The organism is Bacillus sp. AM1(2019) (assembly GCF_009906915.1).
GTDB lineage: Bacteria > Bacillota > Bacilli > Bacillales > Bacillaceae > Bacillus > Bacillus velezensis.
In genome coordinates this window covers 2,700,420-2,726,568 of sequence record NZ_CP047644.1, presented here as the reverse complement: position 1 = coordinate 2,726,568, position 26,149 = coordinate 2,700,420, and the positions used below count along the sequence as shown (strand labels likewise).

Genomic DNA, 26,149 nt, shown 5'->3' with positions numbered 1-26,149 from the left:
CGGCTAAGAGCCGATAAGATGGATGGCTGTTGCCATCACGAACAAAAAGGCGAAAAATCCGAAGGACACGACAAAACCGACAGCTGAGTCAACAGCATCATTTCGTTTGCTTTGAACGTTTTTTTCAAAATCATTCAATTTCATCCCTCCTGACTTCCCTAAGTATACTGGAATTGTTTTGAAAAATCTAGAAGTGATGGTAACGTTTTCTGTTCTTGTGATTATCGCCTTTTTACAAGCAGACCCGGGAGCTTGTGAATCAGGCGTTTATTATAAATGAGGAAGCTGTCCTTAAAGCTTCCTCTTTACTATTTGCCGAACTCAATTTAGGATAGAAGGGGATCAAGAAAGAGAGGAAGTCATACGATCATGGTATTTGATGTTTGGAAAGCCCTGAAAAAAGGGGATGTCCGCTCCGTTTATTGCTTATACGGAAAAGAAACGTATCTGCTCCAAGAAACTGTCAGCCGGATCAGACAAGCTGTCGTTGATGAGGAGACAAAGGATTTTAACCTGTCTGTTTTTGATCTTGAAGAGGATCCGCTTGACCAGGCCATAACCGATGCGGAAACGTTTCCGTTTATGGGAGAGAAGCGGCTGGTCATCGTAAAAAATCCGTCTTTTTTAACAGGGGAAAAAAAGAAAGAAAAAATAGAGCATAATACAGCCGCTCTGGAGACTTATCTGAAGGAGCCTGCACCTTACACGGTCTTTGTGATTGTGGCTCCGTATGAGAAGCTGGACGAACGGAAAAAGCTGACGAAAGCGCTGAAGCAAAAAGCCCTTATGATTGAAGCTAAGGAGCTGAATGCAAAGGAGACGACTGATTTTACGATTAATCTGGCGAAATCCGAAAATAAAATGATCGATACAGAAGCTGCCGAGCATTTGGTTCTGCTTGCAAACGGCCATCTGTCTTCCATATATCAGGAAATACAAAAACTCTCCGCCTACACCGGTGACAGACATGAGATCACACTTGAAGATGTCCGGGAGCTCGTCGCAAGAAGTTTGGAGCAGAATATTTTTGAGCTGATCAACAAAATCGTGAACCGAAAACGGACGGAAAGTCTTCAAATATTTTATGATCTTTTAAAACAAAACGAAGAACCGATCAAAATTATGGCGCTGATCGCCAACCAATTCCGTCTGATTATGCAGACGAAGTATTTTGCAGGACAAGGATACGGCCAAAAGCAAATCGCTTCCAACTTAAAGGTGCACCCCTTCCGGGTAAAGCTGGCGATGGATCAGGCGAGGCTTTTTTCTGAAGAAGAGCTGCGGCGTATTATAGAAAGACTTGCAGTGATGGATTATGAAATGAAAACGGGGAAAAAGGACAAGCAGCTCTTGCTGGAGCTCTTTCTCCTTGAGCTTCTCCGGACTGAATGAAAAAAACGATCCCCGTTAAAGGGATCGTTTTTGTATTATGCAGAAAGTCCGTTCACTTGTTTCGCAAGTCTAGATTTGTATCGAGCTGCGGCATTTTTGTGTACAAGACCTGTTTTCACTGCTTTATCAATGCGTTTCGCTGCTTCAGAAAGAGCAGTTTTCGCTTTATCCGCTTCGTTGTTAGCAACAGAAGCTTCAACTTGTTTGATTGCAGTACGCATAGCAGATTTGATTGTCGCGTTATGAGCGCGGCGTTCGTTGTTTGTTTTTGTACGTTTAATCGCTGATTTAATGTTTGGCATGTGTTTCACCTCCTAAGATACAACCTGTAGCACAGTGTCTTAAGGTTAAATCTTCTTCACAATAGAACAAATTGTATTCTATCAAACAGAACTTTAGATTGCAATATAAATGTAAAGTATTTTTCGTTGATGGGTAAATTCGCATGATTCGTTTTGTAAATGGCCACACTATGTACCACGATGATTGAAGGAGGTCTTCCCTGTGAAAAACAACGAACTGGATGTCAATCAATTTCTGATACGGACGGATTTAGCGGTAGAAACGAAACAGGCGGTAAAAGACGGACAAGCCGGTCAGAAAAAAGAAATAAACGGGTTTATTGAAAAAGAACGCGACAAGGGCGGCATTAAAGTCAGAACCGTCGATATTACCAAAGAAGGCGCCGAGCTATCGGGGAAAAAGCAGGGACGCTATGTCACGATCGAGGCTCAAGGGGTTCGGGAACACGACTCTGAGATGCAGGAAAAAGTAACGGAAGTGTTTGCCGAGGAATTTTCCGCCTATCTGTCGGCATTAAAGATTCCAAAGGATGCAAGCTGTTTGATCGTCGGTCTGGGCAACTGGAATGTGACGCCGGATGCGCTCGGCCCTCTCGTGACCGAAAACCTTCTCGTGACAAGGCATTTGTTCAGGCTTCAGCCGGAAAATGTGCAGGAAGGGTACAGGCCGGTCAGCGCGCTTGCTCCCGGTGTGATGGGATTAACGGGAATTGAAACGAGCGATATTATTCAAGGTGTGATCAAAGAATCAAAGCCGGATTTTGTGATCGCGGTAGACGCTCTTGCGGCAAGAGCCGTTGAAAGGGTGAACACGACCATCCAATTTTCTGATACGGGCATTCACCCGGGATCAGGCGTCGGCAATAAGAGAAAAGAATTAAGCAAGGAGACGCTCAGCATCCCCGTCATCGCAATCGGGGTACCGACTGTCGTTGATGCGGTTACGATCGCAAGCGATACGGTGGATTATATTTTAAAACATTTCGGCAGAGAGATGAAAGATGACAGCCCGTCAAGATCTCTGGTGCCCGCCGGAATGAACTTCGGCAAAAAGAAGGTGCTGACAGACGAAGACCTTCCCGGAGAAAAAGAACGCCAATCCTTTCTCGGTATTGTCGGCACGCTGGACGAAAACGAAAAACGCCAGCTGATTCACGAAGTGCTTTCTCCGCTCGGCCATAATCTGATGGTCACGCCGAAGGAGATTGACACCTTTATTGATGATATGGCGAATGTACTTGCAAACGGGTTAAACACCGCCCTTCATGAAAAAGTGTCACAAGATAACAAAGGTTCTTATAATCATTAAAATGGTTCTACCTCCTCTAGCTTGTTCATAGAGTAATTACTAGACAAGCGCTGGAGGGATTCAAATCATGAGAAAAAAACGCAGAAACCGTCAAATTGTCGTTGCAGTAAACGGTGGAAATGCGCTCAAGGGCATGTTTTTGTTTATGACAAGCCTTATCGTTATTTTCGTATTATCGGGTGTGCTCACATCGCTTCGCCCTGAACTGAGGCTTTCTTCGGATTCTCTTCACGGAATTGCCGGAGAACTTCCGGGTGACGCGTTTGCACACCTCCTCGGCATGGAAAATCATTATTTCGCCTCAGAGCTTCCTGAAAAAGACTCTTTTCAGCTGTCCCGGCTTTCCTTAAAACTGGCGACAAGCATTAATATGGAAGACCCGCGGAGTTTCTTGGGACGTGAGCTGCCGGGATTTGCCCAATACGATACGGAGATCCTTCTGGCGGGGCAGGGGACGGATTATACGAATATGCCGGCTGAATCTCCGCCGCCGTCAAAGGTGATGGAAAAAGAAAAAGAAGTGAACCTGGCAGAAATCGAAAACAAAACGAAAAAAGAAGAAACGGCGCCGCCGAAACATTCAACAGGCAGCAAAAAAGTCGTCTTTATTTATCACACTCACAATACCGAATCCTATCTCCCTCTGTTAAAAGGGGAAACAAATCCGGATAACGCCCGCCATTCGAAGGCCAATGTCACGCTTGTCGGAGATATGTTCGGAAAAGCGCTTGAAGCGCAAGGTGTAGGAGCGACCGTAGATAAAACCGACATTCAGGCCCGCCTGAACAAAGATGGCTTAAATTATGCGCGAAGCTACGACGAATCAAGGCCGGTCGTAAAAAGCGCGCTCGCCAAAAATAAAAACCTGCAATATACCATAGACATTCACCGGGATTCCCGCCGCAAGAAAAATACGACAGCCGACATTAAAGGAAAAAGCTATGCCAGAGTCGCCATCGTCGTCGGCAAAAAAAGCGCTAATTTTGAAGAAAACTATAAACTCGCAAGTGAACTTCATAAGCTGATGGAGAAAAAATACCCCGGCTTAAGCGTCGGTGTTTTATCAAAAGGCTCTCCGGGAGATAATGGAGTATACAACCAAGATTTAAACGATCGGTCACTTCTGCTGGAATTCGGGGGCGTGGATAACAATCTTGAAGAACTGAGGCGCGCATCAGATGCCGTGGCCGATGTGTTCAGCGAACTGTACTGGGATGCAGAAAAGGTCAGCTCGCAATCAGGAGAGAAGAAAAAACAATAGAAATCAGGTGATTCAAATGATCCGTTTTACCGGCAAATGCCTGCTGATCGCCATTGTCATGTTTTTCGGCGTTTTGTTCGGCATGCAGCAGGCAAACAGCGGAATGCTTGATATGAAAGGATACAAAGATCCCTCCTTAAAAGGAGCATTCACGCTCGGCGGCGGAGAAGGACAGGAAAAAGAAGCTTCCATTTTGGGACAAACCGTTACGGCGAAAGATCTGGAAGAAAAACAAAAACAGCTGGAACAGGCGGAAACCTTCAACCTGTTTTCAAAAGCCGGAGAAACCCTTTCAAATACCGTGACGGACTCGGCGCAGGCGATGTATGAGTGGGTTTCGAAACTGAACCGTTAGCATTGATGAAGAGAAAAGCGGATGATTCCTTAAAGGAAGCTTTTCTCTTTCTTGTTTTAATTGAATGTTTACAATCCTATTGATATAATCTAAACTAGTGTATTTTGCGTTTAATAGTAGGAGTGATAGATTGTGACAGATAAAGAAAAGCGTTTAGAGAGGCAGTCAAGAATCCGGAATTTCTCCATCATCGCCCACATAGACCACGGCAAATCGACCTTGGCGGATCGGATTTTAGAAAAAACATCGGCGATCACCCAGCGGGAAATGAAAGAACAATTGCTTGATTCAATGGACCTTGAACGCGAACGGGGAATTACCATCAAATTAAATTCCGTTCAGCTGAAATACAAAGCAAAAGACGGAGAAGAATATATATTCCATCTCATCGACACGCCCGGACACGTCGACTTTACATATGAAGTATCGCGAAGCCTGGCTGCCTGCGAAGGCGCGATTCTCGTTGTTGATGCGGCTCAGGGAATAGAAGCGCAGACATTGGCGAACGTCTATCTGGCGCTTGATAATGATCTTGAGATTCTTCCTGTCATTAATAAAATCGATCTTCCGAGCGCAGAGCCAGAACGTGTGCGTCAAGAGGTTGAGGACGTTATCGGCCTTGACGCTTCAGACGCCGTCCTCGCTTCAGCGAAAGCGGGCATCGGCATCGAAGACATTTTAGAGCAGATCGTAGAAAAAGTGCCGGCTCCCGCGGGAGATCCGGAAGCTCCGCTGAAAGCGCTCATCTTTGACTCGCTTTATGACGCGTACCGCGGAGTCGTCGCGTATATCAGAGTCGTAGAAGGAACGGTCAAACCGGGCCAGAAAATTAAAATGATGGCAACCGGAAAAGAGTTTGAAGTGACAGAAGTCGGTGTGTTCACGCCGAAAGCAACTCCGACAGATGAACTGACCGTCGGCGATGTCGGCTTTTTAACTGCTGCGATCAAAAATGTCGGTGACACACGCGTCGGTGACACGATAACAAGCGCGGCCAATCAGGCTGCCGAAGCATTGCCTGGATATCGCAAGCTGAACCCGATGGTGTATTGCGGTTTGTATCCGATCGATACGGCCAAATACAACGATTTAAGGGAAGCTCTTGAGAAGCTTGAACTGAATGACTCATCGCTTCAATATGAAGCAGAGACATCCCAAGCGCTCGGATTCGGTTTCCGCTGCGGATTTTTAGGTATGCTTCACATGGAAATCATTCAGGAGCGGATTGAGCGTGAGTTTAAAATCGACCTGATCACAACGGCACCGAGTGTTATCTATGATGTGTATATGACAGACGGCGAAAAGGTTGTTGTCGACAACCCGTCCAACATGCCTGACCCGCAAAAGATCGAAAGAATCGAGGAGCCGTATGTAAAAGCGACAATGATGGTGCCGAACGATTATGTCGGTGCGGTGATGGAGCTTTGCCAAGGAAAACGCGGCAATTTTATCGACATGCAATATTTAGACGCAAATCGTGTCAGCATTGTCTATGACATGCCATTAGCGGAAATCGTCTATGAGTTTTTTGATCAGCTGAAATCAAGCACAAAAGGCTACGCGTCCTTTGATTACGAACTGATCGGCTACAAACCGTCTAAACTTGTCAAGATGGACATTATGCTGAACGGAGAAAAAATCGACGCGCTGTCATTTATCGTGCATCGCGATTACGCGTACGAACGCGGAAAAGTAATTGTGGAAAAACTAAAAGAACTTATTCCGCGCCAGCACTTTGAAGTACCGATTCAAGCAGCGATCGGACAGAAAATCGTGGCCCGCTCGACCATTAAGGCCATGCGGAAAAACGTCCTTGCAAAATGTTACGGAGGAGACATCTCGCGGAAACGGAAGCTTCTTGAAAAACAAAAAGAAGGAAAACGCCGGATGAAGCAGGTCGGCTCAGTAGAAGTGCCGCAGGAAGCGTTTATGGCCGTTCTTAAAATGGATGACAGCCCGAAAAAATAACGGAAGCCGCCGCAGTCCCGCACTGCGGCTTCTTTCTGTAAAGAAGAAGGTGTTTCAAAATGAAATCAGCTTATATTCATATCCCGTTTTGTGAGCATATCTGCCACTATTGCGATTTCAATAAATATTTTATTCAGAGCCAGCCTGTCGATGAGTACTTAAACTCACTCGAAAAGGAAATGATAAATACAATAGAACGGACGGGACGCCCTGATCTCCGTACGATTTTTATCGGGGGAGGCACGCCGACATCGCTCTCACCCGTCCAGCTGGAAAAATTGATGGATTCCATTCACCGCGTGCTGAAGCCTTCTGACGGACTCATAGAATTTGCCGCGGAAGCGAATCCGGATGATTTGTCCCCGGAAAAATTAAAAATCATGAAAAATGCCGGTGTCAACCGGCTGAGCTTCGGTGTTCAAACCTTTGAAGATGAGCTTTTACAAAAAATCGGCAGAGTGCATAAACAAAAGGACGTATTCACTTCCTTTGAACGTGCGAGGGCTCTCGGCTTCGACAACATCAGTCTCGATTTGATGTTCGGCCTGCCGGGTCAGACGCTGGCCGATCTTGACAATTCCGTCAAAACGGCTTTGTCTCTTGATGCGGAGCACTATTCCGTTTACTCGCTGATCGTAGAGCCGAAAACGGTGTTTTATAATTTAATGCAAAAAGGCCGCCTGCATCTCCCGGCGCAAGAACAAGAGGCCGAGATGTATGAAACGGTCATGAGGCAGATGAGTGAAGCGGGCATCCGTCAATACGAGATCAGTAACTTTGCAAAGCCCGGATACGAATCGCAGCATAATCTGACGTATTGGAGCAATGAAGAGTATTTCGGTTTTGGCGCTGGCGCTCACGGATATATCAGCGGCACGCGCACCGTCAACGCCGGGCCTGTGAAACATTACATGCAGCTCATCGAAGAAAAGGGGCTGCCTTACCGTGACACGCACGAGGTGACACGTGAGGAGCAGATTGAAGAAGAAATGTTCCTCGGTCTCAGAAAAATGTCCGGCGTACAAAAGCAAGCTTTTCTCGATAAATTCGGACGCTCGGTCGACGAACTGTTTCCCGATGTTCTCAAAGATTTAACCGAAAAAGGCCTGATCTGTGACACGGAAGAATCGGTTGCATTAACGCATGAGGGCAAATTATTAGGAAATGAGGTTTTTGGCGCTTTTTTGGGTGAGTTATAATTGACATTTTTCTTTTGGTTTGTTACTTTTGATATAGAATTAGCACTCGCTGACCTTGAGTGCTAACAGGGGTGATGATGATGTTAACAAATCGTCAGCTGTTGATCCTGCAAGTGATTATTAATGATTTTATACAATCAGCGCAGCCTGTAGGATCAAGAACTCTTTCAAAAAAAGACGAGATTACATTCAGCTCTGCAACGATCAGAAACGAGATGGCTGACTTGGAGGAATTGGGCTTTATTGAAAAAACCCATTCATCCTCAGGACGGATTCCGTCGGAAAAAGGGTACAGGTATTATGTCGATCATTTGCTGTCACCCGTCAAGCTGACAAAAACCGATCTGGATTTAATTCACTCGATATTTAAAGAAAAAATCTTCGAGCTGGAAAAAACAGTCCAAAAATCAGCGCAAATCTTGTCCGATCTGACAAACTACACATCGATTGTCCTCGGGCCGACGCTGAGCGAGAACTATCTTAAACAGATTCAAATCGTTCCGATCCAGCCGGATAAGGCGGTCGCCATCCTCGTCACGAACACGGGGCATGTCGAAAACCGCACTATCAATTTCCCGGCTAAAGTGGATCTGGCCGATATTGAAAAACTGGTCAATATATTAAACGATCGATTAGCGGGCGTGCCGATGGACGAACTGAATGAGCGCATTTTCAAAGAGGTTGTCACATATTTAAGGCAGCATATCGCCAACTATGACAGCATACTTGAATCGCTCCGCTCCACATTCCATCCGGCGGCCCACGTTGAGAAATTATTTTTCGGCGGAAAGATCAACATGCTGAATCAGCCGGAGTTCCATGATATTGAAAGGGTCCGCTCGCTCTTATCTTTAATTGAAAAAGAGCAGGATGTTCTGAAGCTGTTTCAGTCATCAAAAGCCGGGATTTCAATCAAAATCGGCAAAGAAAATGACTACGAAGAAATGGAAAATTGCAGTTTAATCACGGCCACCTATACAGTTGATACGAAACAGATCGGATCAATCGCCATTATCGGGCCGACGCGCATGAATTATTCAAGAGTCGTCAGCCTGCTGCAGCACGTGACTTCGGACTTGTCAAAAGCATTCACAAGTTTGTATGATGAATAAGGGAATTTTGGCAATCATTTTCAGTCATCTTTTTACAGCATTTGAGGGAGGTGAACACAATGTCAGAAGAAAAACAAACCGCAGAACAGGTTGAAGCAGCAGAACAAGAAGAAGTGACAGAACAGGCAGAACAAGCCGCTTCACAAGAGCAGCATGAAGAAACGGCAGGTCAGGAAGAAGCCCTTCAGCACCAAATTGATGAATTGCAGGGTTTGCTTGATGAAAAAGAAAACAAACTTTTGCGTGTTCAAGCAGACTTTGAAAACTATAAACGACGCAGCCGCCTTGAAATGGAAGCTGCTCAGAAATACCGTTCTCAAAACGTCGTAACGGAAATCCTTCCGGCTCTCGATAACTTTGAACGGGCGCTACAGGTAGAAGCTGAAAGCGAGCAGACAAAAAGCTTGCTGCAAGGTATGGAAATGGTCCGCCGCCAGCTGATGGACGCACTTGAAAAAGAAGGCGTTGAAGCCATCGAAGCTGTCGGTCAGGAATTTGATCCGAACCTTCACCAAGCCGTCATGCAGGTGGAAGATGAAAACTTCGGCAGCAATATTGTTATCGAAGAACTGCAAAAAGGCTACAAACTGAAGGATCGCGTCATCCGTCCTTCAATGGTAAAAGTGAATCAATAACTACATAGCAGGAGGTAATTCAAAGTGAGTAAAGTAATCGGAATTGACTTGGGTACGACAAACTCATGTGTGGCAGTGCTTGAAGGCGGAGAGCCTACAGTTATCGCCAACGCTGAAGGAAACCGTACGACTCCGTCAGTCGTTGCATTTAAAAACGGCGAGCGCCAAGTAGGGGAAGTGGCAAAACGCCAATCTATCACAAACCCTAACACAATCATGTCTGTTAAACGCCATATGGGTACTGACTATAAAGTGGAAATCGAAGGAAAAGACTACACGCCTCAAGAAGTGTCAGCTATTATCCTTCAGCATCTGAAAGCATATGCTGAAAGCTACCTCGGCGAAACAGTTTCAAAAGCCGTTATCACGGTTCCTGCATACTTCAACGATGCGGAGCGCCAAGCGACAAAAGATGCCGGTAAAATCGCCGGTCTTGAAGTAGAGCGTATTATCAACGAGCCGACTGCAGCAGCGCTTGCATACGGACTTGATAAAACGGACGAAGACCAAACAATTCTTGTTTACGACCTTGGCGGCGGTACGTTTGACGTATCTGTTCTTGAACTTGGCGACGGCGTGTTTGAAGTCCGTTCAACTGCCGGTGACAACCGTCTTGGCGGGGACGACTTTGACCAAGTCATCATCGATCATCTCGTAGCAGAATTCAAAAAAGAAAACGGCATTGATCTTTCAAAAGACAAAATGGCGCTTCAGCGTTTGAAAGATGCGGCTGAGAAAGCGAAAAAAGATCTTTCCGGCGTATCATCTACACAAATTTCTTTACCATTTATCACGGCGGGAGAAGCAGGTCCGCTTCACCTTGAGCTGACACTGACCCGCGCTAAATTCGAAGAGCTTTCCGCTCACCTTGTTGAGCGCACAATGGCTCCTGTCCGTCAGGCTCTTCAAGATGCGGATCTTTCTGCAAGCGAAATCGACAAAGTTATCCTTGTCGGCGGATCAACACGTATTCCTGCCGTACAGGAAGCAATCAAAAAAGAAACGGGTAAAGAAGCGCATAAAGGCGTAAACCCTGATGAAGTTGTAGCGCTGGGTGCAGCGATTCAAGGCGGCGTCATCACGGGAGACGTAAAAGACGTTGTTCTTCTTGACGTTACACCGCTTTCTCTCGGTATTGAAACAATGGGCGGCGTGTTCACGAAACTGATCGACCGCAACACGACAATTCCGACGAGCAAGTCTCAAGTATTCTCAACCGCTGCTGACAACCAAACGGCTGTTGACATTCACGTGCTTCAAGGTGAGCGCCCGATGTCTGCCGACAACAAAACGCTCGGCCGCTTCCAGCTTACTGATATCCCGCCGGCACCGCGCGGCGTACCGCAAATCGAAGTTTCTTTCGATATTGACAAAAACGGTATCGTAAACGTAAGAGCGAAAGACTTAGGCACAGGAAAAGAACAAAACATTACTATCAAATCTTCTTCAGGTCTTTCTGATGATGAGATCGAACGCATGGTAAAAGAAGCGGAAGAAAACGCTGACGCTGATGCGAAGAGAAAAGAAGAAATCGAAGTCCGCAACGAAGCTGACCAGCTTGTGTTCCAAACGGAAAAAACATTAAAAGATCTGGAAGGCAAAGTGGACGAAGAGCAAGTGAAAAAAGCAAACGACGCGAAAGACGCGCTGAAAGCCGCTATCGAGAAAAACGAAATTGAAGACATCAAAGCGAAAAAAGATGAGCTTCAAACAATCGTTCAAGAGCTTTCTATGAAGCTTTATGAAGAAGCTGCAAAAGCGCAGCAGGCTGAAGGCGGGGCAAACGCTGAAGGCAAAAAAGCGGACGACAACGTTGTCGATGCGGAATACGAAGAAGTAAAAGACGACGAAACGAAAAAATAAGTTCTTTCCCGCATGGCTATAGGCGGAAGAACACACAGCATATTCTGATTCAACAGACAGAAAGTCAAAGTCAGGCATCTCTTGGCTTTGACTTTTTTTCTTGCCCGGGATAAAAGGAATTGAAAAAACATAATTCAAAATGATACAATCTAATTTATGTGAGAAATTCGGGAGAGTGAAGCGAGATGAGTAAGCGTGATTACTATGAAGTGCTTGGGGTAAGTAAGAGCGCTTCAAAGGATGAAATCAAAAAAGCCTATCGGAAGCTTTCAAAAAAATATCATCCTGATATCAATAAAGAATCCGGAGCAGATGAAAAATTCAAAGAGGTAAAAGAAGCGTACGAAGCGCTCTCAGACGACCAAAAACGCGCTCAATATGACCAATTCGGCCATACAGACCCTAACCAGGGATTCGGCGGCGGTTTCGGAGGCGGCGGAGACTTCGGCGGCTTCGGTTTCGATGACATCTTCTCAAGCATCTTCGGAGGCGGCACGAGACGCCGTGACCCGAATGCGCCGCGGCAAGGCGCGGATCTGCAGTATACAATGACCCTGTCATTTGAAGACGCGGCTTTCGGAAAAGAAACGATCATTGAAATTCCGCGCGAAGAGAATTGCGAAACATGTAAAGGGTCTGGCGCGAAGCCGGGAACAAAGCCGGATACGTGCTCGCACTGCGGAGGTTCAGGCCAGCTGAACGTCGAACAGAACACGCCGTTTGGCAAAGTGGTTAACCGAAGAGTCTGCCACCACTGTGAAGGAACAGGAAAAATCATCAAAAACAAGTGTTCTGACTGCGGCGGCACGGGCAAAGTAAAAAAACGGAAAAAAATCAATGTCACGATTCCTGCCGGTGTGGATGACGGACAGCAGCTGCGCGTTCCGGGCCAAGGTGAACCGGGCGTAAACGGAGGGCCTGCGGGAGATCTGTTTGTCGTATTCCATGTGCGCGCCCACGAGTTCTTTGAGCGCGACGGAGACGATATTTATTGCGAAATGCCGTTAACGTTTGCCCAAGCGGCACTCGGAGACGAAGTGGAAGTGCCGACGCTTCACGGAAAAGTGAAATTGAAAATACCTGCCGGCACACAAACCGGCACGAAATTCAGATTAAGAGGCAAAGGCGTTCAGAACGTCCGGGGCTACGGACAAGGCGACCAGCACATTGTCGTCCGCGTCGTCACACCGACGAATCTGACAGATAAACAAAAAGACATCATCCGCGAGTTCGCTGAAGTCAGCGGAAACCTGCCGGATGAACAAGAAATGAGTTTCTTTGACAAAGTAAAACGCGCATTTAAAGGCGAGTAATGATTGGATAGGAGTTGGTAGTTTTGAAATGGTCCGAAATCAGCATTCACACAACACATGAAGCGGTCGAACCCATCTCAAATATTTTGCATGAAGCTGGTGCGAGCGGGGTTGTCATCGAAGATCCGCTTGATTTAATGAAAGAGCGTGAGAATGTTTACGGGGAAATCTACCAGCTCGACCCCAATGATTACCCCGATGAGGGTGTCATTGTCAAAGCGTATCTGCCGATCAACAGTTTCCTCGGCGAAACGGTGGACGGCATTAAAGAGACGATTAACAATCTGCTTTTGTACGACATTGATTTGGGCAGAAACAAAATCACCATTTCTGAAGTTAATGAAGAAGAATGGGCGACAGCTTGGAAAAAGTATTATCATCCTGTGAAAATTTCTGAAAAGTTCACGATCGTTCCCACATGGGAAACGTATACACCTGTTCATACAGATGAACTGATTATCGAAATGGACCCGGGTATGGCATTCGGTACGGGAACGCATCCGACAACGGTTTTATGCATTCAGGCGCTTGAGCGTATCGTTCAAAAAGGCGACCGTATCATTGATGTCGGCACCGGTTCAGGAATTTTAAGCATCGCGGCCGCCATGCTTGAGGCCGAATCGGTTCATGCGTATGACCTTGATCCGGTCGCTGTTGAAAGCGCGCGTCTGAATCTGAAATTGAACAAAGTGAGTGATACGGCCGAAGTGAAGCAGAACAATTTGTTAGACGGCATCACGGGCGAACATGATGTCATTGTCGCAAATATTTTGGCGGAAGTGATTCTCCGCTTTACATCACAGGCGTACGACCTGCTCAAAGACGGAGGCCATTTTATTACTTCAGGCATTATCGGCCAGAAAAAACAGGAAGTAAAAGAAGCGTTGGGAAAAGCCGGCTTTACCATCATAGAAATTCTGTCTATGGAAGATTGGGTCAGCATCATCGCGAAAAAATAACAGTTAGTAGGTGTCACAGCGTATGCAACGATATTTTATCGAGCTCACGAAGCAGGAGATGGACGAAACTCCTGATTTTCAAATCACGGGGGAAGACGTCCACCATATAGCGAACGTCATGAGAATGAGTGCGGGAGACCGGATTATCTGCTGTTCGAAAGACGGCCATGAAGCGTTATGCCTGCTTAAAGAGGTTTCTAAAGATCATATATCATGCAGCATTGCTGAGTGGACGGGTGAAAACCGTGAACTGCCTTTGAAGATCAGGATCGCAAGCGGCCTCCCGAAAGGCGATAAGCTTGAATGGATTATCCAAAAAGGGACCGAGCTGGGGGCAAGTATGTTCATCCCTTTTCAAGGCGCCAGATCCGTCGTTAAGCTAGACGACAAAAAGGCAAAGAAAAAACGGGAGAGATGGGCGAAAATCGCGAAGGAAGCGGCGGAGCAATCGTACCGCAATGAAATTCCCGAAGTGAAAACCGTTCATACGTTCCGGCAGCTGCTTGAAATGGCGGAGAATGTCGATAAATGTGTCGTTGCATACGAGGAGTCATCAAAGCAGGGAGAAACGGGCGCTTTCGCCGCGGAGCTCAAAAGCCTTCCGCAAGGTTCGTCTCTTTTAATCGTATTCGGCCCTGAAGGCGGTCTGACTGAGTCTGAAGTTCATCAGCTTTCAGAAAAAGGCGCCGTCTTATGCGGCCTCGGACCGAGAATTTTACGGACTGAAACTGCGCCTCTTTACGCGTTAAGCGCAGTTTCCTATCATACAGAGTTATTAAGAGGTGATCAGTAATGGCAACTGTTGCTTTTCATACCCTTGGCTGCAAGGTCAACCATTATGAAACAGAAGCAATCTGGCAGCTGTTTAAAGATGCGGGTTATGAACGAAAAGAATTCGAACAGACAGCAGATGTATATGTCATTAATACATGTACGGTAACAAACACGGGAGATAAAAAAAGCCGTCAAGTCATCAGACGGGCGATCCGCCAAAATCCTGACGGCGTCATCTGCGTAACAGGGTGCTATGCGCAAACCTCTCCGGCAGAAATTATGGCCATCCCGGGTGTTGACATCGTCGTCGGCACGCAGGATCGTGAAAAAATGCTCGGTTACATTGAGCAGTACAGGGAAGAGCGTCAGCCGATCAACGGCGTCGGCAATATTATGAAAGCACGCGTGTTTGAAGAGCTGGGTGTTCCCGCTTTTACTGACCGCACAAGAGCGTCGTTAAAAATCCAAGAGGGCTGCAACAACTTCTGTACGTTCTGCATTATCCCTTGGGCGCGCGGCCTGCTTCGTTCCCGTGATCCGGAAGAAGTCATTAAACAGGCGCAGCAGCTGGTGGATGCCGGCTATAAAGAAATCGTCCTGACGGGGATTCATACGGGCGGCTACGGCGAAGATATGAAAGATTATAATTTCGCCAAGCTTCTCCGCGAGCTTGATACACGTGTAGAAGGATTGAAGCGGATCAGAATTTCATCTATTGAAGCAAGCCAAATCACTGATGAAGTGATTGAAGTGCTGGATGCGTCTGATAAAATCGTCCGCCACCTTCATATCCCGATTCAGTCAGGATCAAACACCGTTCTGAAACGGATGAGACGCAAATATACAATGGAATTTTTCGCGGACCGTTTAAATAAGCTGAAAGAAGCGCTGCCGGGTCTTGCCGTCACATCTGATGTCATCGTCGGTTTCCCGGGAGAAACGGAAGAAGAATTTATGGAAACATACCGGTTCATTAAAGAACATAAGTTTTCAGAGCTTCACGTATTCCCTTACAGCAAACGCACCGGAACACCTGCGGCCAGAATGGAAGACCAGGTTGACGAGAACGTGAAAAACGAACGGGTGCATAAGCTGATCGCGCTGTCTGACCAGCTTGCCAAAGAATACGCCTCCGATTATGAAGGAGAGGTTCTGGAAATCATTCCGGAAGAGGCGTTTAAAGAGTCTGATGAGGAGGGCATGTTCGTCGGCTATACGGACAATTACATGAAAGTCGTCTTCAAAGGCACGGAGGATGTAATCGGCAAACTTGTCAAAGTCAAAATTCAAAAAGCGGGCTATCCGTATAATGAAGGGCAATTCGTACGCGTCGTTGAGGATGAAATGACCCGGAACATGCGCATGTCTTCATAACAGATAAAAAAACCGGTGCCTTCCCGCATCGGTTTTTTTACGGTTTCGGAGGAATCAGCCTGTCAATCAGCCGGTAAAACAAATGTGTGAACGGCAGAAACAATAGGGCGGTGACTACGTTAAATAACAGGCTGAAATGGGCAATCATCTGCGCGGGATCATCAGACAGGCGCTCCGTAAAACCTGCTGATGCGGACAGGAAGGGAAATACGAGCAGCACGCCGAGAATATTAAACACAACGTGAGCACCGGCGGTCTGTCTGGCGGCATAACCGCCTGAAACAGCAGCCATGACGGCCGTGACGCATGTCCCGATATTAGATCCCAGAACGACGCTGACCGCTTGTTCAATGCCGATCACCCCTTCGTTCATAAAACTCATCAAAATGCCGATACAGACGGAGCTTGAATGAATGATTGCCGTCAATATCATACCGATAAAAAGAGCGGACCAGCTCGAATCATTCACATGTCGCAAAACCTCCGCCCCCGCCTTCATTTCTGTCAGCGGAACGGCGAGCCGGCTGAAGCATGTGATGCAAAAAAAGATGATGCCGAGACCGAGGAAGCTTATGCCGATCTGCCTGAACGGATATTTACGGAGGAGGATAAACACAAGGCCTCCGATAAAAAGCACCCAAATGAGCACATCCATCTTTATGGCTAAAAACTCCGTCGTAAACGTGGAGCCGACATTCGTGCCGAGAATCATCGGAATGGTCCGTTTAAAAGATAAAGCGCCTGCGCTGACAAAGCCGATGACAATGACCATGAAGGCTGAGCTGCTCTGAAGAAAACCGGTGAATACGATGCTTATGAGAAAAGCTTTCAAAGGGTGGTCGGTAAATAAGAGCAGGCTCTTCTCAATTTTTGAATACGTTAATGCGATCAGCCCCTGCCTGAGCAGGCTCATTCCGAGTAAAAAAATCAGGATAAGTGCGGTAAAGAGAATCAGTATCATCAAATGAAACACCCCTTTCCATCATTATATAGACAAGCAGCCTTATTCATGACGGAAAAGTGAGCTCGCTTAGTTGACCTGACTGATGGCTTATATTATAATGTCAAAGTACATGTTTATATATGTATCTTTTTAAAGGTAGTCGATTGGTGTATTCGGAGGGAGGGAAAGAGAATGTCAAAAACGGTCGTTAGAAAAAACGAATCGCTTGAAGATGCTCTTCGTCGCTTCAAACGCAGTGTATCAAAGACAGGTACTTTGCAAGAAGCAAGAAAGCGCGAATTTTATGAAAAACCTAGCGTAAAGCGCAAGAAAAAGTCAGAAGCTGCTAGAAAACGCAAATTCTAAAAGAGGGTGGATTTATGAGTCTTCTTGAGCGACTTAACCAAGATATGAAGCTGTATATGAAAAGCCGTGAGAAAGACAAACTGACTGTCGTTCGAATGGTGAAAGCTTCACTTCAAAACGAAGCAATTAAGCTTAAGAAAGACAGTTTGACCGAGGATGAGGAACTTACTGTCCTATCTCGTGAACTTAAGCAACGTAAAGACTCCCTCCATGAATTTTCAAACGCTAATCGTTTAGATTTAGTAGATAAAGTTCAAAAAGAGCTGGACATTTTAGAAGTTTATTTACCGAAGCAGCTTTCTGAAGAAGAGCTGCAGACAATCGTAAATGAAACCATCGCTGAAGTCGGTGCGAGCTCCAAAGCGGACATGGGCAAAGTGATGAGTGCTATTATGCCTAAAGTAAAAGGTAAAGCTGACGGCAGCGTAATTAACAGACTTGTCAGCAGTCAATTATCTTAATTGACAAGAAAAAAGACATCTTTCCTTGAGAGATGTCTTTTTTTATACATAAAAAAATGAAACTAAAGTACATTTGTTACGTATATAAAGAAGAACGAAACGGGAAGGAGGGTATATTTGCCTTGTTCCGAAAAAAAACCGGAATTGCTGTTGCTCTATTGGGCTTATTTGTATTATCTTTATTAGGGGTTCAATTGAACGCGAAAGCTGATCACCCATCGGTTTATGTCATCCCGGTTGAGAAAAATGTCGAACAGGGGCTCGCCTCGTTTTTATCGCGTTCTTTCAAAGAAGCGAAGGAGTCCGGCGCGTCATACATTATTCTTGACATCAATACACCGGGAGGCGCCGTTCAATCAGCCTTGGATATTGCGGATATCATCGGCCGCGCGGATGTGCCTGTTACCGCTTACGTTAATAAACGGGCGCTTTCTGCCGGAGCGTATATAGCGCTTCAGGCAGATGAAATCTATATGGCGCCGGGCGGAAAAATGGGTGCCGCAGCCATCATCGACGGAAAGGGAAACGCGGCAGACAAAAAGGCCCAATCACTGTGGCAAGCAGAAATGGAGGACGCAGCGGTTAAAAACAACCGAAATCCGAAATACGCCCTGGCCATGGCTGACCCCGCCATCAACGCAAAGGAAGCGGGCGCCCCAAAGGGAAAACTGCTGACACTGACAGCTGAAAAAGCCAAGGAAGTCGGATATTCGGAGGGCACGGTTTCAGACCTTGATGCTTTATATACAAAGCTCGGTTTTGACAAAGCGGATGTTCACCATGCAAAAGAAGGTTTCGTCGGCAAACTGGGCAGATGGCTGACAAATCCGTTTGTTGTCCCCGTCTTATTAACGCTTGCTTTGCTTGGTTTGACCATTGAATTGTTCTCGCCGGGCCTCGGGATACCGGGTGCTGTCGGACTGACGGCCATGCTGCTGTTTTTTACCGGGCATATCGCTGCCGGATTCGCCGGCTATGACAGCGTATTCTTATTTTGCGCGGGCTTGGTTTTTATCCTTTTAGAGATATTTCTGCCCGGAGGCATAATCGGTCTTATCGGTATTGCAGGCGTCATAGCGAGCCTCTTTCTCGCTGCGGGCAGCTTTACTGTAATGGCGGTTTCTCTCTTGATCGCCTTTGCTGTATCTATTACAGCCTTTATCATATTAACAAGGGTGTTGGGGAAACGAATGAAATTCTTTAAAAAATTAATATTAACTGATTCAACAAGCACGGAGAGCGGTTATGTTTCAAATCAGAACCGGACGGAGCTGTTGGGAAAAGTCGGCGTTACCGCTACAGCCCTCAGACCGTCAGGCACCGTCATTATTGATGATGAACGTCTGGATGTCGTCTCGGAAGGATCATTCACTGAAAAAGACAGACAGGTGAAAGTAGTGAAAGCGGAAGGCTCACGCATTGTCGTGAGAGAAATATAGATGATAACCTTGAGGAGGAATTAGATGGAACTGTCAAGTTTGGCGATTTTAGCATTAGTTGCTGCTGCCATTATTGTGTTAGCCATATTCTTCACCTTTGTACCGGTGATGCTATGGATTTCGGCGCTTGCGGCAGGAGTCAGAATCAGCATTTTCACTTTGGTCGGGATGAGGCTGCGGCGCGTCATACCAAGCCGCGTTGTCAATCCGTTAATTAAAGCGCATAAAGCCGGCCTATCCGCAACAACAAATCAGCTCGAAAGCCATTATCTGGCCGGAGGTAATGTCGACAGGGTGGTCAATGCCCTGATTGCGGCACAGCGTGCCAATATTGAACTGACATTTGAACGCTGCGCAGCCATTGACCTGGCTGGGCGTGACGTATTGGAAGCCGTACAGATGAGCGTCAATCCGAAGGTCATTGAAACACCGTTTATCGCGGGTGTCGCCATGGACGGAATTGAAGTAAAAGCAAAAGCCAGAATCACGGTAAGAGCCAATATTGAGCGCCTTGTCGGAGGAGCGGGAGAAGAGACGGTTGTCGCCCGTGTCGGAGAAGGGATTGTCTCGACAATCGGTTCTTCACACAATCATAAAAAAGTGCTTGAAAATCCTGATATGATTTCGCAGACCGTACTTGGCAAAGGGCTGGATTCAGGCACCGCATTTGAAATTCTTTCGATTGACATCGCCGACGTTGATATCGGCAAAAACATCGGAGCGATTCTTCAGACGGATCAGGCAGAAGCAGACAAAAACATTGCGCAGGCCAAAGCCGAAGAGCGCCGCGCCATGGCGGTCGCCCAAGAGCAGGAAATGCGCGCTCGCGTAGAAGAAATGCGTGCAAAAGTCGTGGAAGCAGAAGCCGAAGTGCCGCTTGCGATGGCAGAAGCGTTGCGTGAAGGAAACATCGGCGTCATGGACTATATGAACATAAAAAATATCGACGCGGATACGGACATGAGGGATTCTATCGGCAAGCTGACGAATGACCAGCAAGATGAAGACCAACAATAACCTCTCTATTAAGGAGGGAGCCGCTATATGCACGAGATTCTGACAAATCCGCTCGTCATTGCCGCCGTCATCGGCATTATATCGGCAATATTCGGCAAGAAAAACAAAGATGAAAAACGTCCGCCGGGTACACGTCCCGGAAATCAGGCAAAAAAGCAGGATCAAAAACAGCCGCAGAAAGAGCATAAGCCGGAAGCGGAAGAATTGCCTGCCGTTTCAAAAGAGAACCCTTTTGAGCAAAAAAGAAGGGAAGCTGAAAAGCGCCTAGCGGAGACGGAGCAGATGTTTAACGGGCTTGAACATAAGCTGACATCCGCACGCGCACGAAACGCGTCTCTGAAGAAATCAGCCCTCAAAATAAATAAAGAAACTGCGGTCCAAGGCATTATATTCAGTGAGGTTTTGGGTCCGCCCCGTGCAAAAAAACCGCACCGGACCATGCGGAACATCGGTAAAAAATAAAGTGTTAGAACCCCTTTTCAAATCATACATATGAGATGAAAGGGGGTTCTTTTTTTATGGGGCAAAGAAAGAATCGTGTAAAGGCATGGCTGACAAGAGCATTGGAAATTCCCCCGGACGTTATGATGGATCTGCCTCGTATTACGATGGTCGGCAGACTTCATATCTACATAGAGAATCACAGAGGCCTCCTGCTGTTCAGCGAAGAAGAAGTCAGGCTGATGCTCAAGCAGGGGCAATGTATCATATCAGGAAAAAACTTGGTCATTAAGGCAATCCTTCCTGAGGAAATTCTTTTGGAAGGCACGATAGATCACGTACGATATGTCGATTCATAAAGCCGGGGGGAAATAATGTGAAAAACAAATGGCTGTCATTTTTTTCGGGTAAAGTCCAAGTAGAAGTCAAAGGAAAAGGGATTGAACGGCTGCTGAATGAATGCACGAGAAACGGAATCGCCATCTTTGCGGTGAAAAAAAAGCAAGACTGTGTCCTGCTGATGATTCAGCTTCAGGATGTACATGCTTTCAGAAGAGTCATCAGAAAACATGAATGCAAAGCAAGCTTTACAAAAAGAAAGGGTCTTCCCTTTCTGCTTCTCAAATCAAAATTAAACCTGGGCTTCACTGCGGGATTTGTGATATTTTTTGTTATATTGTTTCTTTTGTCCAACATGATTTGGGAAATTGATATTAAAGGGGCCAAGCCCGAAACTGAGCATCAGATGGTAAAGCACCTTGAAGAAATCGGTGTGAAAAAAGGCCGTTTGCAATTTTTAATGATGACGCCGGAGAAAATTCAAAAATCATTAACAAACGGTATCGATAATATTACGTGGGTCGGTGTGGAATTGAACGGGACAGCCCTTCATATGAAAGTGGTCGAAAAAAACGAACCGACAAAAGAAAAGTACGTGAGCCCCCGTCATATCGTTGCCAAAAAGAAGGCGGTCATCAAAAGGATGTTCGTGCAAAAGGGGCAGCCGATGGCTTTTGTGAACGATCATGTTGACAAAGGACAGCTCCTCGTCTCAGGACTGATCGGAAATGAAGACCGGAAAGTCGCCTCAAAAGCGGAAATTTACGGAGAAACATGGTACAAGTCAGAAGTAACCGTGCCTCTTGAAACATCATTTACGCTATATACGGGTAAAGTAAGGACGAAGCACAAGCTGTCTTTCGGATCATGGGGCGTGCCTTTTTGGGGCTTTGAATTTAATGAGAAGCCGCTGAAACAGCCGAAAACAGAGGAAGAAAAGCATCCGTTTCAATTTCTGGGGATGAAGCTTCCGGTTTCTTACGTTCAAGAACAGACAAGAGAAAGTGAAACATCCGTGCGGACTTATACGAAAGGCGAAGCTGTTCAGGCCGGTATCAAAATGGGAAGACAAGATGTAGAAAAGCGATTAAACGGCAGCGGAGAGGTGGAAAGTGAAAAAGTTTTGCACCAATCCGTTGAGAATGGTAAAGTAAAGTTGATTATTCTCTACCAAGTTATAGAAGATATCGTTCAAACCACACCTATTGTTCAGGGAGACTAAAGAATGGCAGAACATTTACTTGCGATTAATCACAAACTGAAAAGCCCGGACGAAGCACTTTCTTTGTTCGGCAGCCAAGATGCTTTTTTACATTTAATGGAGAAGGATCTGGGCATTAGCCTCATCACACGCGGTGAAACCATTTACGTTTCCGGGAATGATGAAACATTTGAGATCGCTGACAGATTATTGGGCTCGCTCCTTACTTTAATTCGCAAGGGGATCGAGATTTCGGAACGTGATGTGCTGTATGCCGTGAAAATGGCAAAAAAAGATGAACTGGACTATTTTGAAAGCATGTATGAAGAGGAAATAACGAAAACGGCAAAAGGCAAACCGATCCGTGTCAAAACCATCGGTCAAAGAGAATATGTGGCGGCGATGAAGAAAAACGACATGGTGTTCGGCATCGGGCCGGCGGGAACCGGCAAAACTTATTTGGCGGTCGTAAAAGCGGTGCATGCTTTAAAAAACGGCCACATTAAAAAAATCATTTTAACAAGACCCGCTGTGGAAGCCGGCGAGAGCCTCGGCTTTCTGCCCGGAGATTTAAAGGAAAAAGTAGATCCTTATCTGCGCCCGCTGTATGACGCGCTCCATGATGTGCTCGGAAGCGATCATACTGAGCGTCTTATGGAAAGAGGGGTTATCGAAATCGCCCCGCTTGCCTATATGAGAGGGCGGACGCTTGACGACGCGTATGTGATTCTTGATGAAGCCCAGAATACCACTCCCGCTCAAATGAAAATGTTTTTGACGAGATTGGGTTTTGGCTCTAAAATGATCATTACGGGCGACGTAAGCCAAATTGACCTGCCGAAAGGCGTCACATCGGGACTTGCAGTAGCGAAGGACATGCTGAAGGACGTAAACGGCATCTCCGTGATTGAACTTGACCAGACAGATGTGGTCAGGCATCCGCTTGTTGCAAAAATTATTGAAGCTTATGATAAGCAAAAGTAATGCAAAAATGACCCGATCTCCCGTTATCGGGTCATTTTTATATGATGTGTTCCTGATGTTTCAGGGAGGAGGTTCTTGTTTTGAAAAAGAAGGGAAAGGGCAAAAGCGCCCGGGAACGGTTCCGCAGTTTCAGACATGCCCGCTCAGCCCATGTGCTGCTGTACCTGCTGCTTTCAGCGATCATGTTTGGTTTGCTCTTTATTCATGTAAAACCTGAATCACTTAATTTGGATTTGTTTGCAGTCAGTGATAAGACGATTTACGCGCCCGCCACAGTGGAAGATCAGCAGGCGACGGAATCGAAAAAGCAGGCGGCCGAAGATGCGGTGGAAGATCAATACACTCTGAAAAAAGGCTATACCGACAACCGGCTTGACCTGATTACTTCCATTTTTGACAGCATCGGCGAAGTGAAAAAAGTTGCGGAAAAAGACAAAAAGTCACCTTCGGAAAAATCACTGGTAAAATCGGTGAAAAACAAGCTGACACAGGATGTCAATGAATCCGTCTCGGAAGATGCCATTAAATCGCTTCTCCATGCAAACAATGAAGATTTCTCATTTGTGAGGGATTCCGTCATTACCGCGGTGAATACGGTGATGAGCAGTGAAATTCCTTCTGAAAAGCTTGCCGAAGCGAAGGATAAGGTCGCAAAAGAGCTGAAAAGCGCTTCTGTGCCGTCAAAATATTTAGCGGCTGCGACTGAAATCGGAAAATACGCGGTCATCCCGAATTACGTGTTTGATCCGAAAGCGACGGATGAAAAACGCCAGGAAGCGTCAGACAGCGTCCAGCCGGTACAGATCAAACAAGGACAGGTTCTCGTGGAAGAGAATGATCTGATCGACCGGGAAGTATACAGGAAGCTCGAACTGACGGGGCTTTTGAATAATTCCAACCTGTTAAAACCGATCAGCGGTCTCCTTCTGATGATCGGGCTGTTTATTGCCACGCTTGTCTACTATTTTGAGAAACAGCAGCAGGAGCTTAAGCTGAAAAATAAATCTCTTTTGCTGTTTTCTATCATTACAACGCTTATTCTCGTCATTATGGAAGTCGTCAGTCTCTTTCAGAAGATTGAATACACCAATATCGGCTATCTTGTGCCGATCGCCGCCGGCGCGATTTTAATCAGGCTGCTGCTCAATGAAAGGCTCGCCATTTTAGGAAGCATCATTCTGGCGATCTGCGGCAGTATGATGTTTAATCAGGGTGTGACGGGAACATTTAATTACGTCATCGGCATTTACTATTTAATCAGCAGCATTTCAGGCATTCTGTTTTTGGGAAAACATAATGCGAGATCAAAAATATTGCAGGCGGGACTGTTCGTCTCATTTATTAATATGATTATCGTGCTGTCGCTTTTATTAATACAAAATACGGCGCTGTCACCGGTTGAAATCGGAACGCTGATGCTGATGGGGGCCGTCTCGGGACTTGCTTCATCCGTTCTGATTATCGGTCTGATGCCGTTTTTTGAGACGGGATTCGGCATTCTTTCAACGATGAGACTGATTGAACTGTCTAATCCGAATCATCCCCTGCTTCGAAAGATTTTAACGGAAACACCCGGTACATATCATCACAGCGTCATGGTGGCAAATCTGTCGGAAGCGGCTTGTGAAGCCGTAGGGGCAAACGGTCTTTTAGCACGGGTCGGAGCGTATTATCACGATCTCGGCAAAACGAAACGTCCGCAATATTTTATTGAAAATCAGATGAATATGGATAATCCGCATGACAAGCTGTCTCCGCAGCTCAGCAAAAATATCATTATCGCACATACGACAGACGGTGCGAATATGCTCAGAAGCTATAAGTTTCCGAAAGAGCTCGTGGATATCGCGGAGCAGCATCACGGAACGTCCCTTTTGAAATTCTTTTATTATAAAGCGAAAGAAAAGGGCGACCAGATTACTGAGAAAGAGTTCCGCTACCCGGGGCCGAAGCCGCAATCGAAAGAAGCGGCTATTATCTCAGTGGCCGACAGCGTTGAAGCCGCCGTCCGTTCCATGCATAATCCCAATCCCGAGCGGATCGAAAAACTGGTGCGGGGAATTATATCCGATAAGCTTCAGGACGGACAATTCTCAGAATGTGATCTCACGTTCCGAGAACTGGATACGATCGCAAAAACACTATGTGCGACGTTAAAAGGAATTTTCCACTCCCGGATTGAATATCCGGAGGCTACGAAGAAGGTGAAATAAATGGGTTTACTCATAGATATTGTTGATGAAACGAACAGCGTCTCAGCTGATGCGCTCCAAGAAGTGGAGAAGCTGCTCCAATTCGCGGCGGAAAAAGAAGGCGTTCAGGATCAGGCTGAAGTATCGGTCACGATTGTGACAAATGAGGAAATCAGAGAAATCAACAGAGACTACCGGGGAAAAGACACTCCGACTGACGTCATTTCGTTTGCGCTTGAAGAAGAAGGCGAAGACGAGGTTGAAATCGTAGGCGCCGACATGCCGCCTGTTTTAGGAGATATTATCATCAGTGCAGACAGAACGGAAGAGCAGGCGGAAGAGTACGGCCATTCGTTTATGAGAGAGCTCGGTTTTCTGGCCGTCCACGGCTTTTTGCATTTGCTTGGCTATGATCACATGACAAAAGAAGAAGAGGAAGAAATGTTTTCAAAGCAAAAGGATTTGCTGGATGAGTATGGACTCACGAGATCATAAAAACGAGTGGAGCAGGTTCCTGAAGAGCTTTGTCCATGCATGGAGGGGAATCTGGAAAACGGCGCGGTCAGAGCGGAATTTTCAATTTCATATTACCGCGGCCTGCGCCGTTATCGTTTGCGGTTTTCTCACCGGGCTGAGCACAGCCGAATGGGCCGTTGTTTTGGTGCTGATCGGAGGGATGCTTGCTTTGGAGCTTTTAAATACGGCGATAGAGCATGTTGTGGATTTAGTTACCGATCAGTATCACCCGCTCGCAAAAGCGGCAAAGGACGCGGCCGCCGGAGCCGTTTGCGTCTTTGCCGTGATATCGTGTATCATTGGTTTACTCATCTTCTTGCCGAAGATATGTTAGCAGAAGATTCTTACAATTATTTTACATTGCCAAAAATGGGCGTGAAAAACCAATCATAATTATGTAAAATAAAAGTGACAGCGGTATCATACAGGATAAA

25 protein-coding genes and 3 pseudogenes are annotated in these 26,149 nt (G+C 46.3%); 25 read left to right on the top strand and 3 right to left on the bottom strand.

The features are described from left to right. Positions 1–3 precede the first annotated feature (3 nt). Complete coding sequence (locus GNE05_RS13390) at positions 4–138, bottom strand: YqzM family protein (RefSeq protein WP_003152870.1); 135 nt, start codon at positions 136–138, stop codon at positions 4–6. A gap of 40 nt (positions 139–178) precedes the next feature. On the opposite strand from GNE05_RS13390, the pseudogene GNE05_RS13385 reads away from it, so the two are divergent. After that, positions 179–330: pseudogene (locus tag GNE05_RS13385) on the top strand (hypothetical protein). Between the two features lie 39 nt (positions 331–369). Then, a pseudogene (gene holA / locus GNE05_RS13380) lies at positions 370–1,411 on the top strand (DNA polymerase III subunit delta). Positions 1,412–1,427: 16 nt separating this feature from the next. On the opposite strand, the gene rpsT reads toward holA, so the two are convergent. After that, positions 1,428–1,694, bottom strand: coding sequence for a 30S ribosomal protein S20 (rpsT, locus tag GNE05_RS13375; RefSeq protein WP_003152876.1), 267 nt, complete (start codon positions 1,692–1,694; stop codon positions 1,428–1,430). Between the two features lie 202 nt (positions 1,695–1,896). Here rpsT and gpr point away from each other — a divergent pair, with 202 nt between their 5' ends. From gpr to mtaB, 12 genes are all read left to right on the top strand, one after another. Next, entirely contained in the window at positions 1,897–3,003 is a 1,107-nt protein-coding gene (gpr, locus tag GNE05_RS13370; protein WP_159354392.1) for a GPR endopeptidase, read from the top strand. A gap of 67 nt (positions 3,004–3,070) precedes the next feature. Next, positions 3,071–4,264 carry a stage II sporulation protein P gene (gene spoIIP, locus GNE05_RS13365; RefSeq protein ID WP_007612673.1) on the top strand — a complete coding sequence of 398 codons (1,194 nt, stop codon included), beginning with the start codon at positions 3,071–3,073 and terminating at the stop codon, positions 4,262–4,264. 16 nt (positions 4,265–4,280) lie between these two features. Next, on the top strand, positions 4,281–4,619 hold the full coding sequence (locus GNE05_RS13360) for a YqxA family protein (protein ID WP_007408270.1): 339 nt from the start codon (positions 4,281–4,283) through the stop codon (positions 4,617–4,619). A 132-nt stretch (positions 4,620–4,751) separates the two neighbouring features. After that, positions 4,752–6,587, top strand: coding sequence for a translation elongation factor 4 (gene lepA / locus GNE05_RS13355; protein ID WP_014418416.1), 1,836 nt, complete (start codon positions 4,752–4,754; stop codon positions 6,585–6,587). Positions 6,588–6,646: 59 nt separating this feature from the next. Continuing rightward, the gene (gene hemW / locus GNE05_RS13350) at positions 6,647–7,786 is read left to right on the top strand and encodes a radical SAM family heme chaperone HemW (protein WP_012118022.1); all 1,140 of its coding nucleotides are present in this window, start codon (positions 6,647–6,649) and stop codon (positions 7,784–7,786) included. 80 nt (positions 7,787–7,866) lie between these two features. Then, on the top strand, positions 7,867–8,898 hold the full coding sequence (gene hrcA / locus GNE05_RS13345; protein ID WP_003152889.1) for a heat-inducible transcriptional repressor HrcA: 1,032 nt from the start codon (positions 7,867–7,869) through the stop codon (positions 8,896–8,898). Positions 8,899–8,957: 59 nt separating this feature from the next. Next, the gene (gene grpE / locus GNE05_RS13340; protein WP_003152892.1) at positions 8,958–9,533 is read left to right on the top strand and encodes a nucleotide exchange factor GrpE; all 576 of its coding nucleotides are present in this window, start codon (positions 8,958–8,960) and stop codon (positions 9,531–9,533) included. Positions 9,534–9,557: 24 nt separating this feature from the next. Next, complete coding sequence (dnaK, locus tag GNE05_RS13335) at positions 9,558–11,396, top strand: molecular chaperone DnaK (RefSeq protein ID WP_007408273.1); 1,839 nt, start codon at positions 9,558–9,560, stop codon at positions 11,394–11,396. 185 nt (positions 11,397–11,581) lie between these two features. Further along, complete coding sequence (dnaJ, locus tag GNE05_RS13330; RefSeq protein WP_003152895.1) at positions 11,582–12,709, top strand: molecular chaperone DnaJ; 1,128 nt, start codon at positions 11,582–11,584, stop codon at positions 12,707–12,709. Between the two features lie 23 nt (positions 12,710–12,732). Further along, positions 12,733–13,668, top strand: a complete 936-nt coding sequence (gene prmA / locus GNE05_RS13325; RefSeq protein WP_160182879.1) for a 50S ribosomal protein L11 methyltransferase — start codon at positions 12,733–12,735, stop codon at positions 13,666–13,668. A 22-nt stretch (positions 13,669–13,690) separates the two neighbouring features. Continuing rightward, entirely contained in the window at positions 13,691–14,461 is a 771-nt protein-coding gene (locus tag GNE05_RS13320; protein ID WP_007408275.1) for a 16S rRNA (uracil(1498)-N(3))-methyltransferase, read from the top strand. Then, complete coding sequence (gene mtaB, locus GNE05_RS13315; RefSeq protein WP_160182878.1) at positions 14,461–15,816, top strand: tRNA (N(6)-L-threonylcarbamoyladenosine(37)-C(2))-methylthiotransferase MtaB; 1,356 nt, start codon at positions 14,461–14,463, stop codon at positions 15,814–15,816. Before GNE05_RS13320 ends, mtaB begins: the two co-directional genes overlap by 1 nt. Positions 15,817–15,853: 37 nt before the next feature. Here mtaB and GNE05_RS13310 read toward each other — a convergent pair whose 3' ends face one another. Continuing rightward, complete coding sequence (locus GNE05_RS13310; RefSeq protein ID WP_015240237.1) at positions 15,854–16,780, bottom strand: Na/Pi symporter; 927 nt, start codon at positions 16,778–16,780, stop codon at positions 15,854–15,856. A 171-nt stretch (positions 16,781–16,951) separates the two neighbouring features. Between GNE05_RS13310 and rpsU the strand changes: the two genes are divergently transcribed. The 11 genes and pseudogenes from rpsU to GNE05_RS13255 all read left to right on the top strand — a co-directional run bounded on the left by rpsU (position 16,952) and on the right by GNE05_RS13255 (position 26,049). Next, on the top strand, positions 16,952–17,125 hold the full coding sequence (gene rpsU / locus GNE05_RS13305) for a 30S ribosomal protein S21 (protein WP_003152957.1): 174 nt from the start codon (positions 16,952–16,954) through the stop codon (positions 17,123–17,125). Between the two features lie 14 nt (positions 17,126–17,139). Further along, positions 17,140–17,586 carry a GatB/YqeY domain-containing protein gene (locus GNE05_RS13300; RefSeq protein WP_007408278.1) on the top strand — a complete coding sequence of 149 codons (447 nt, stop codon included), beginning with the start codon at positions 17,140–17,142 and terminating at the stop codon, positions 17,584–17,586. A 122-nt stretch (positions 17,587–17,708) separates the two neighbouring features. Continuing rightward, complete coding sequence (locus GNE05_RS13295; RefSeq protein ID WP_160182877.1) at positions 17,709–19,025, top strand: NfeD family protein; 1,317 nt, start codon at positions 17,709–17,711, stop codon at positions 19,023–19,025. 24 nt (positions 19,026–19,049) lie between these two features. Beyond that, the gene (gene floA, locus GNE05_RS13290) at positions 19,050–20,042 is read left to right on the top strand and encodes a flotillin-like protein FloA (protein WP_014418409.1); all 993 of its coding nucleotides are present in this window, start codon (positions 19,050–19,052) and stop codon (positions 20,040–20,042) included. A gap of 27 nt (positions 20,043–20,069) precedes the next feature. Next, entirely contained in the window at positions 20,070–20,504 is a 435-nt protein-coding gene (locus GNE05_RS13285) for a hypothetical protein (protein ID WP_014418408.1), read from the top strand. 56 nt (positions 20,505–20,560) lie between these two features. Continuing rightward, positions 20,561–20,842, top strand: coding sequence for a sporulation protein YqfC (yqfC, locus tag GNE05_RS13280; protein ID WP_003152966.1), 282 nt, complete (start codon positions 20,561–20,563; stop codon positions 20,840–20,842). Between the two features lie 17 nt (positions 20,843–20,859). Beyond that, a pseudogene (gene yqfD / locus GNE05_RS13275) lies at positions 20,860–22,084 on the top strand (sporulation protein YqfD). Then, positions 22,048–23,007, top strand: coding sequence for a PhoH family protein (locus GNE05_RS13270; RefSeq protein WP_007408283.1), 960 nt, complete (start codon positions 22,048–22,050; stop codon positions 23,005–23,007). Before yqfD ends, GNE05_RS13270 begins: the two are co-directional and overlap by 37 nt. Before the next feature lie 80 nt (positions 23,008–23,087). Then, positions 23,088–25,220, top strand: coding sequence for an HD family phosphohydrolase (locus GNE05_RS13265; RefSeq protein WP_160182876.1), 2,133 nt, complete (start codon positions 23,088–23,090; stop codon positions 25,218–25,220). After that, positions 25,221–25,694, top strand: coding sequence for an rRNA maturation RNase YbeY (ybeY, locus tag GNE05_RS13260; protein ID WP_053284930.1), 474 nt, complete (start codon positions 25,221–25,223; stop codon positions 25,692–25,694). It abuts the gene before it with no gap. Further along, positions 25,675–26,049, top strand: coding sequence for a diacylglycerol kinase family protein (locus GNE05_RS13255; RefSeq protein WP_003152974.1), 375 nt, complete (start codon positions 25,675–25,677; stop codon positions 26,047–26,049). The genes ybeY and GNE05_RS13255 overlap by 20 nt, the downstream gene beginning before the upstream one ends. Positions 26,050–26,149: the final 100 nt, after the last annotated feature.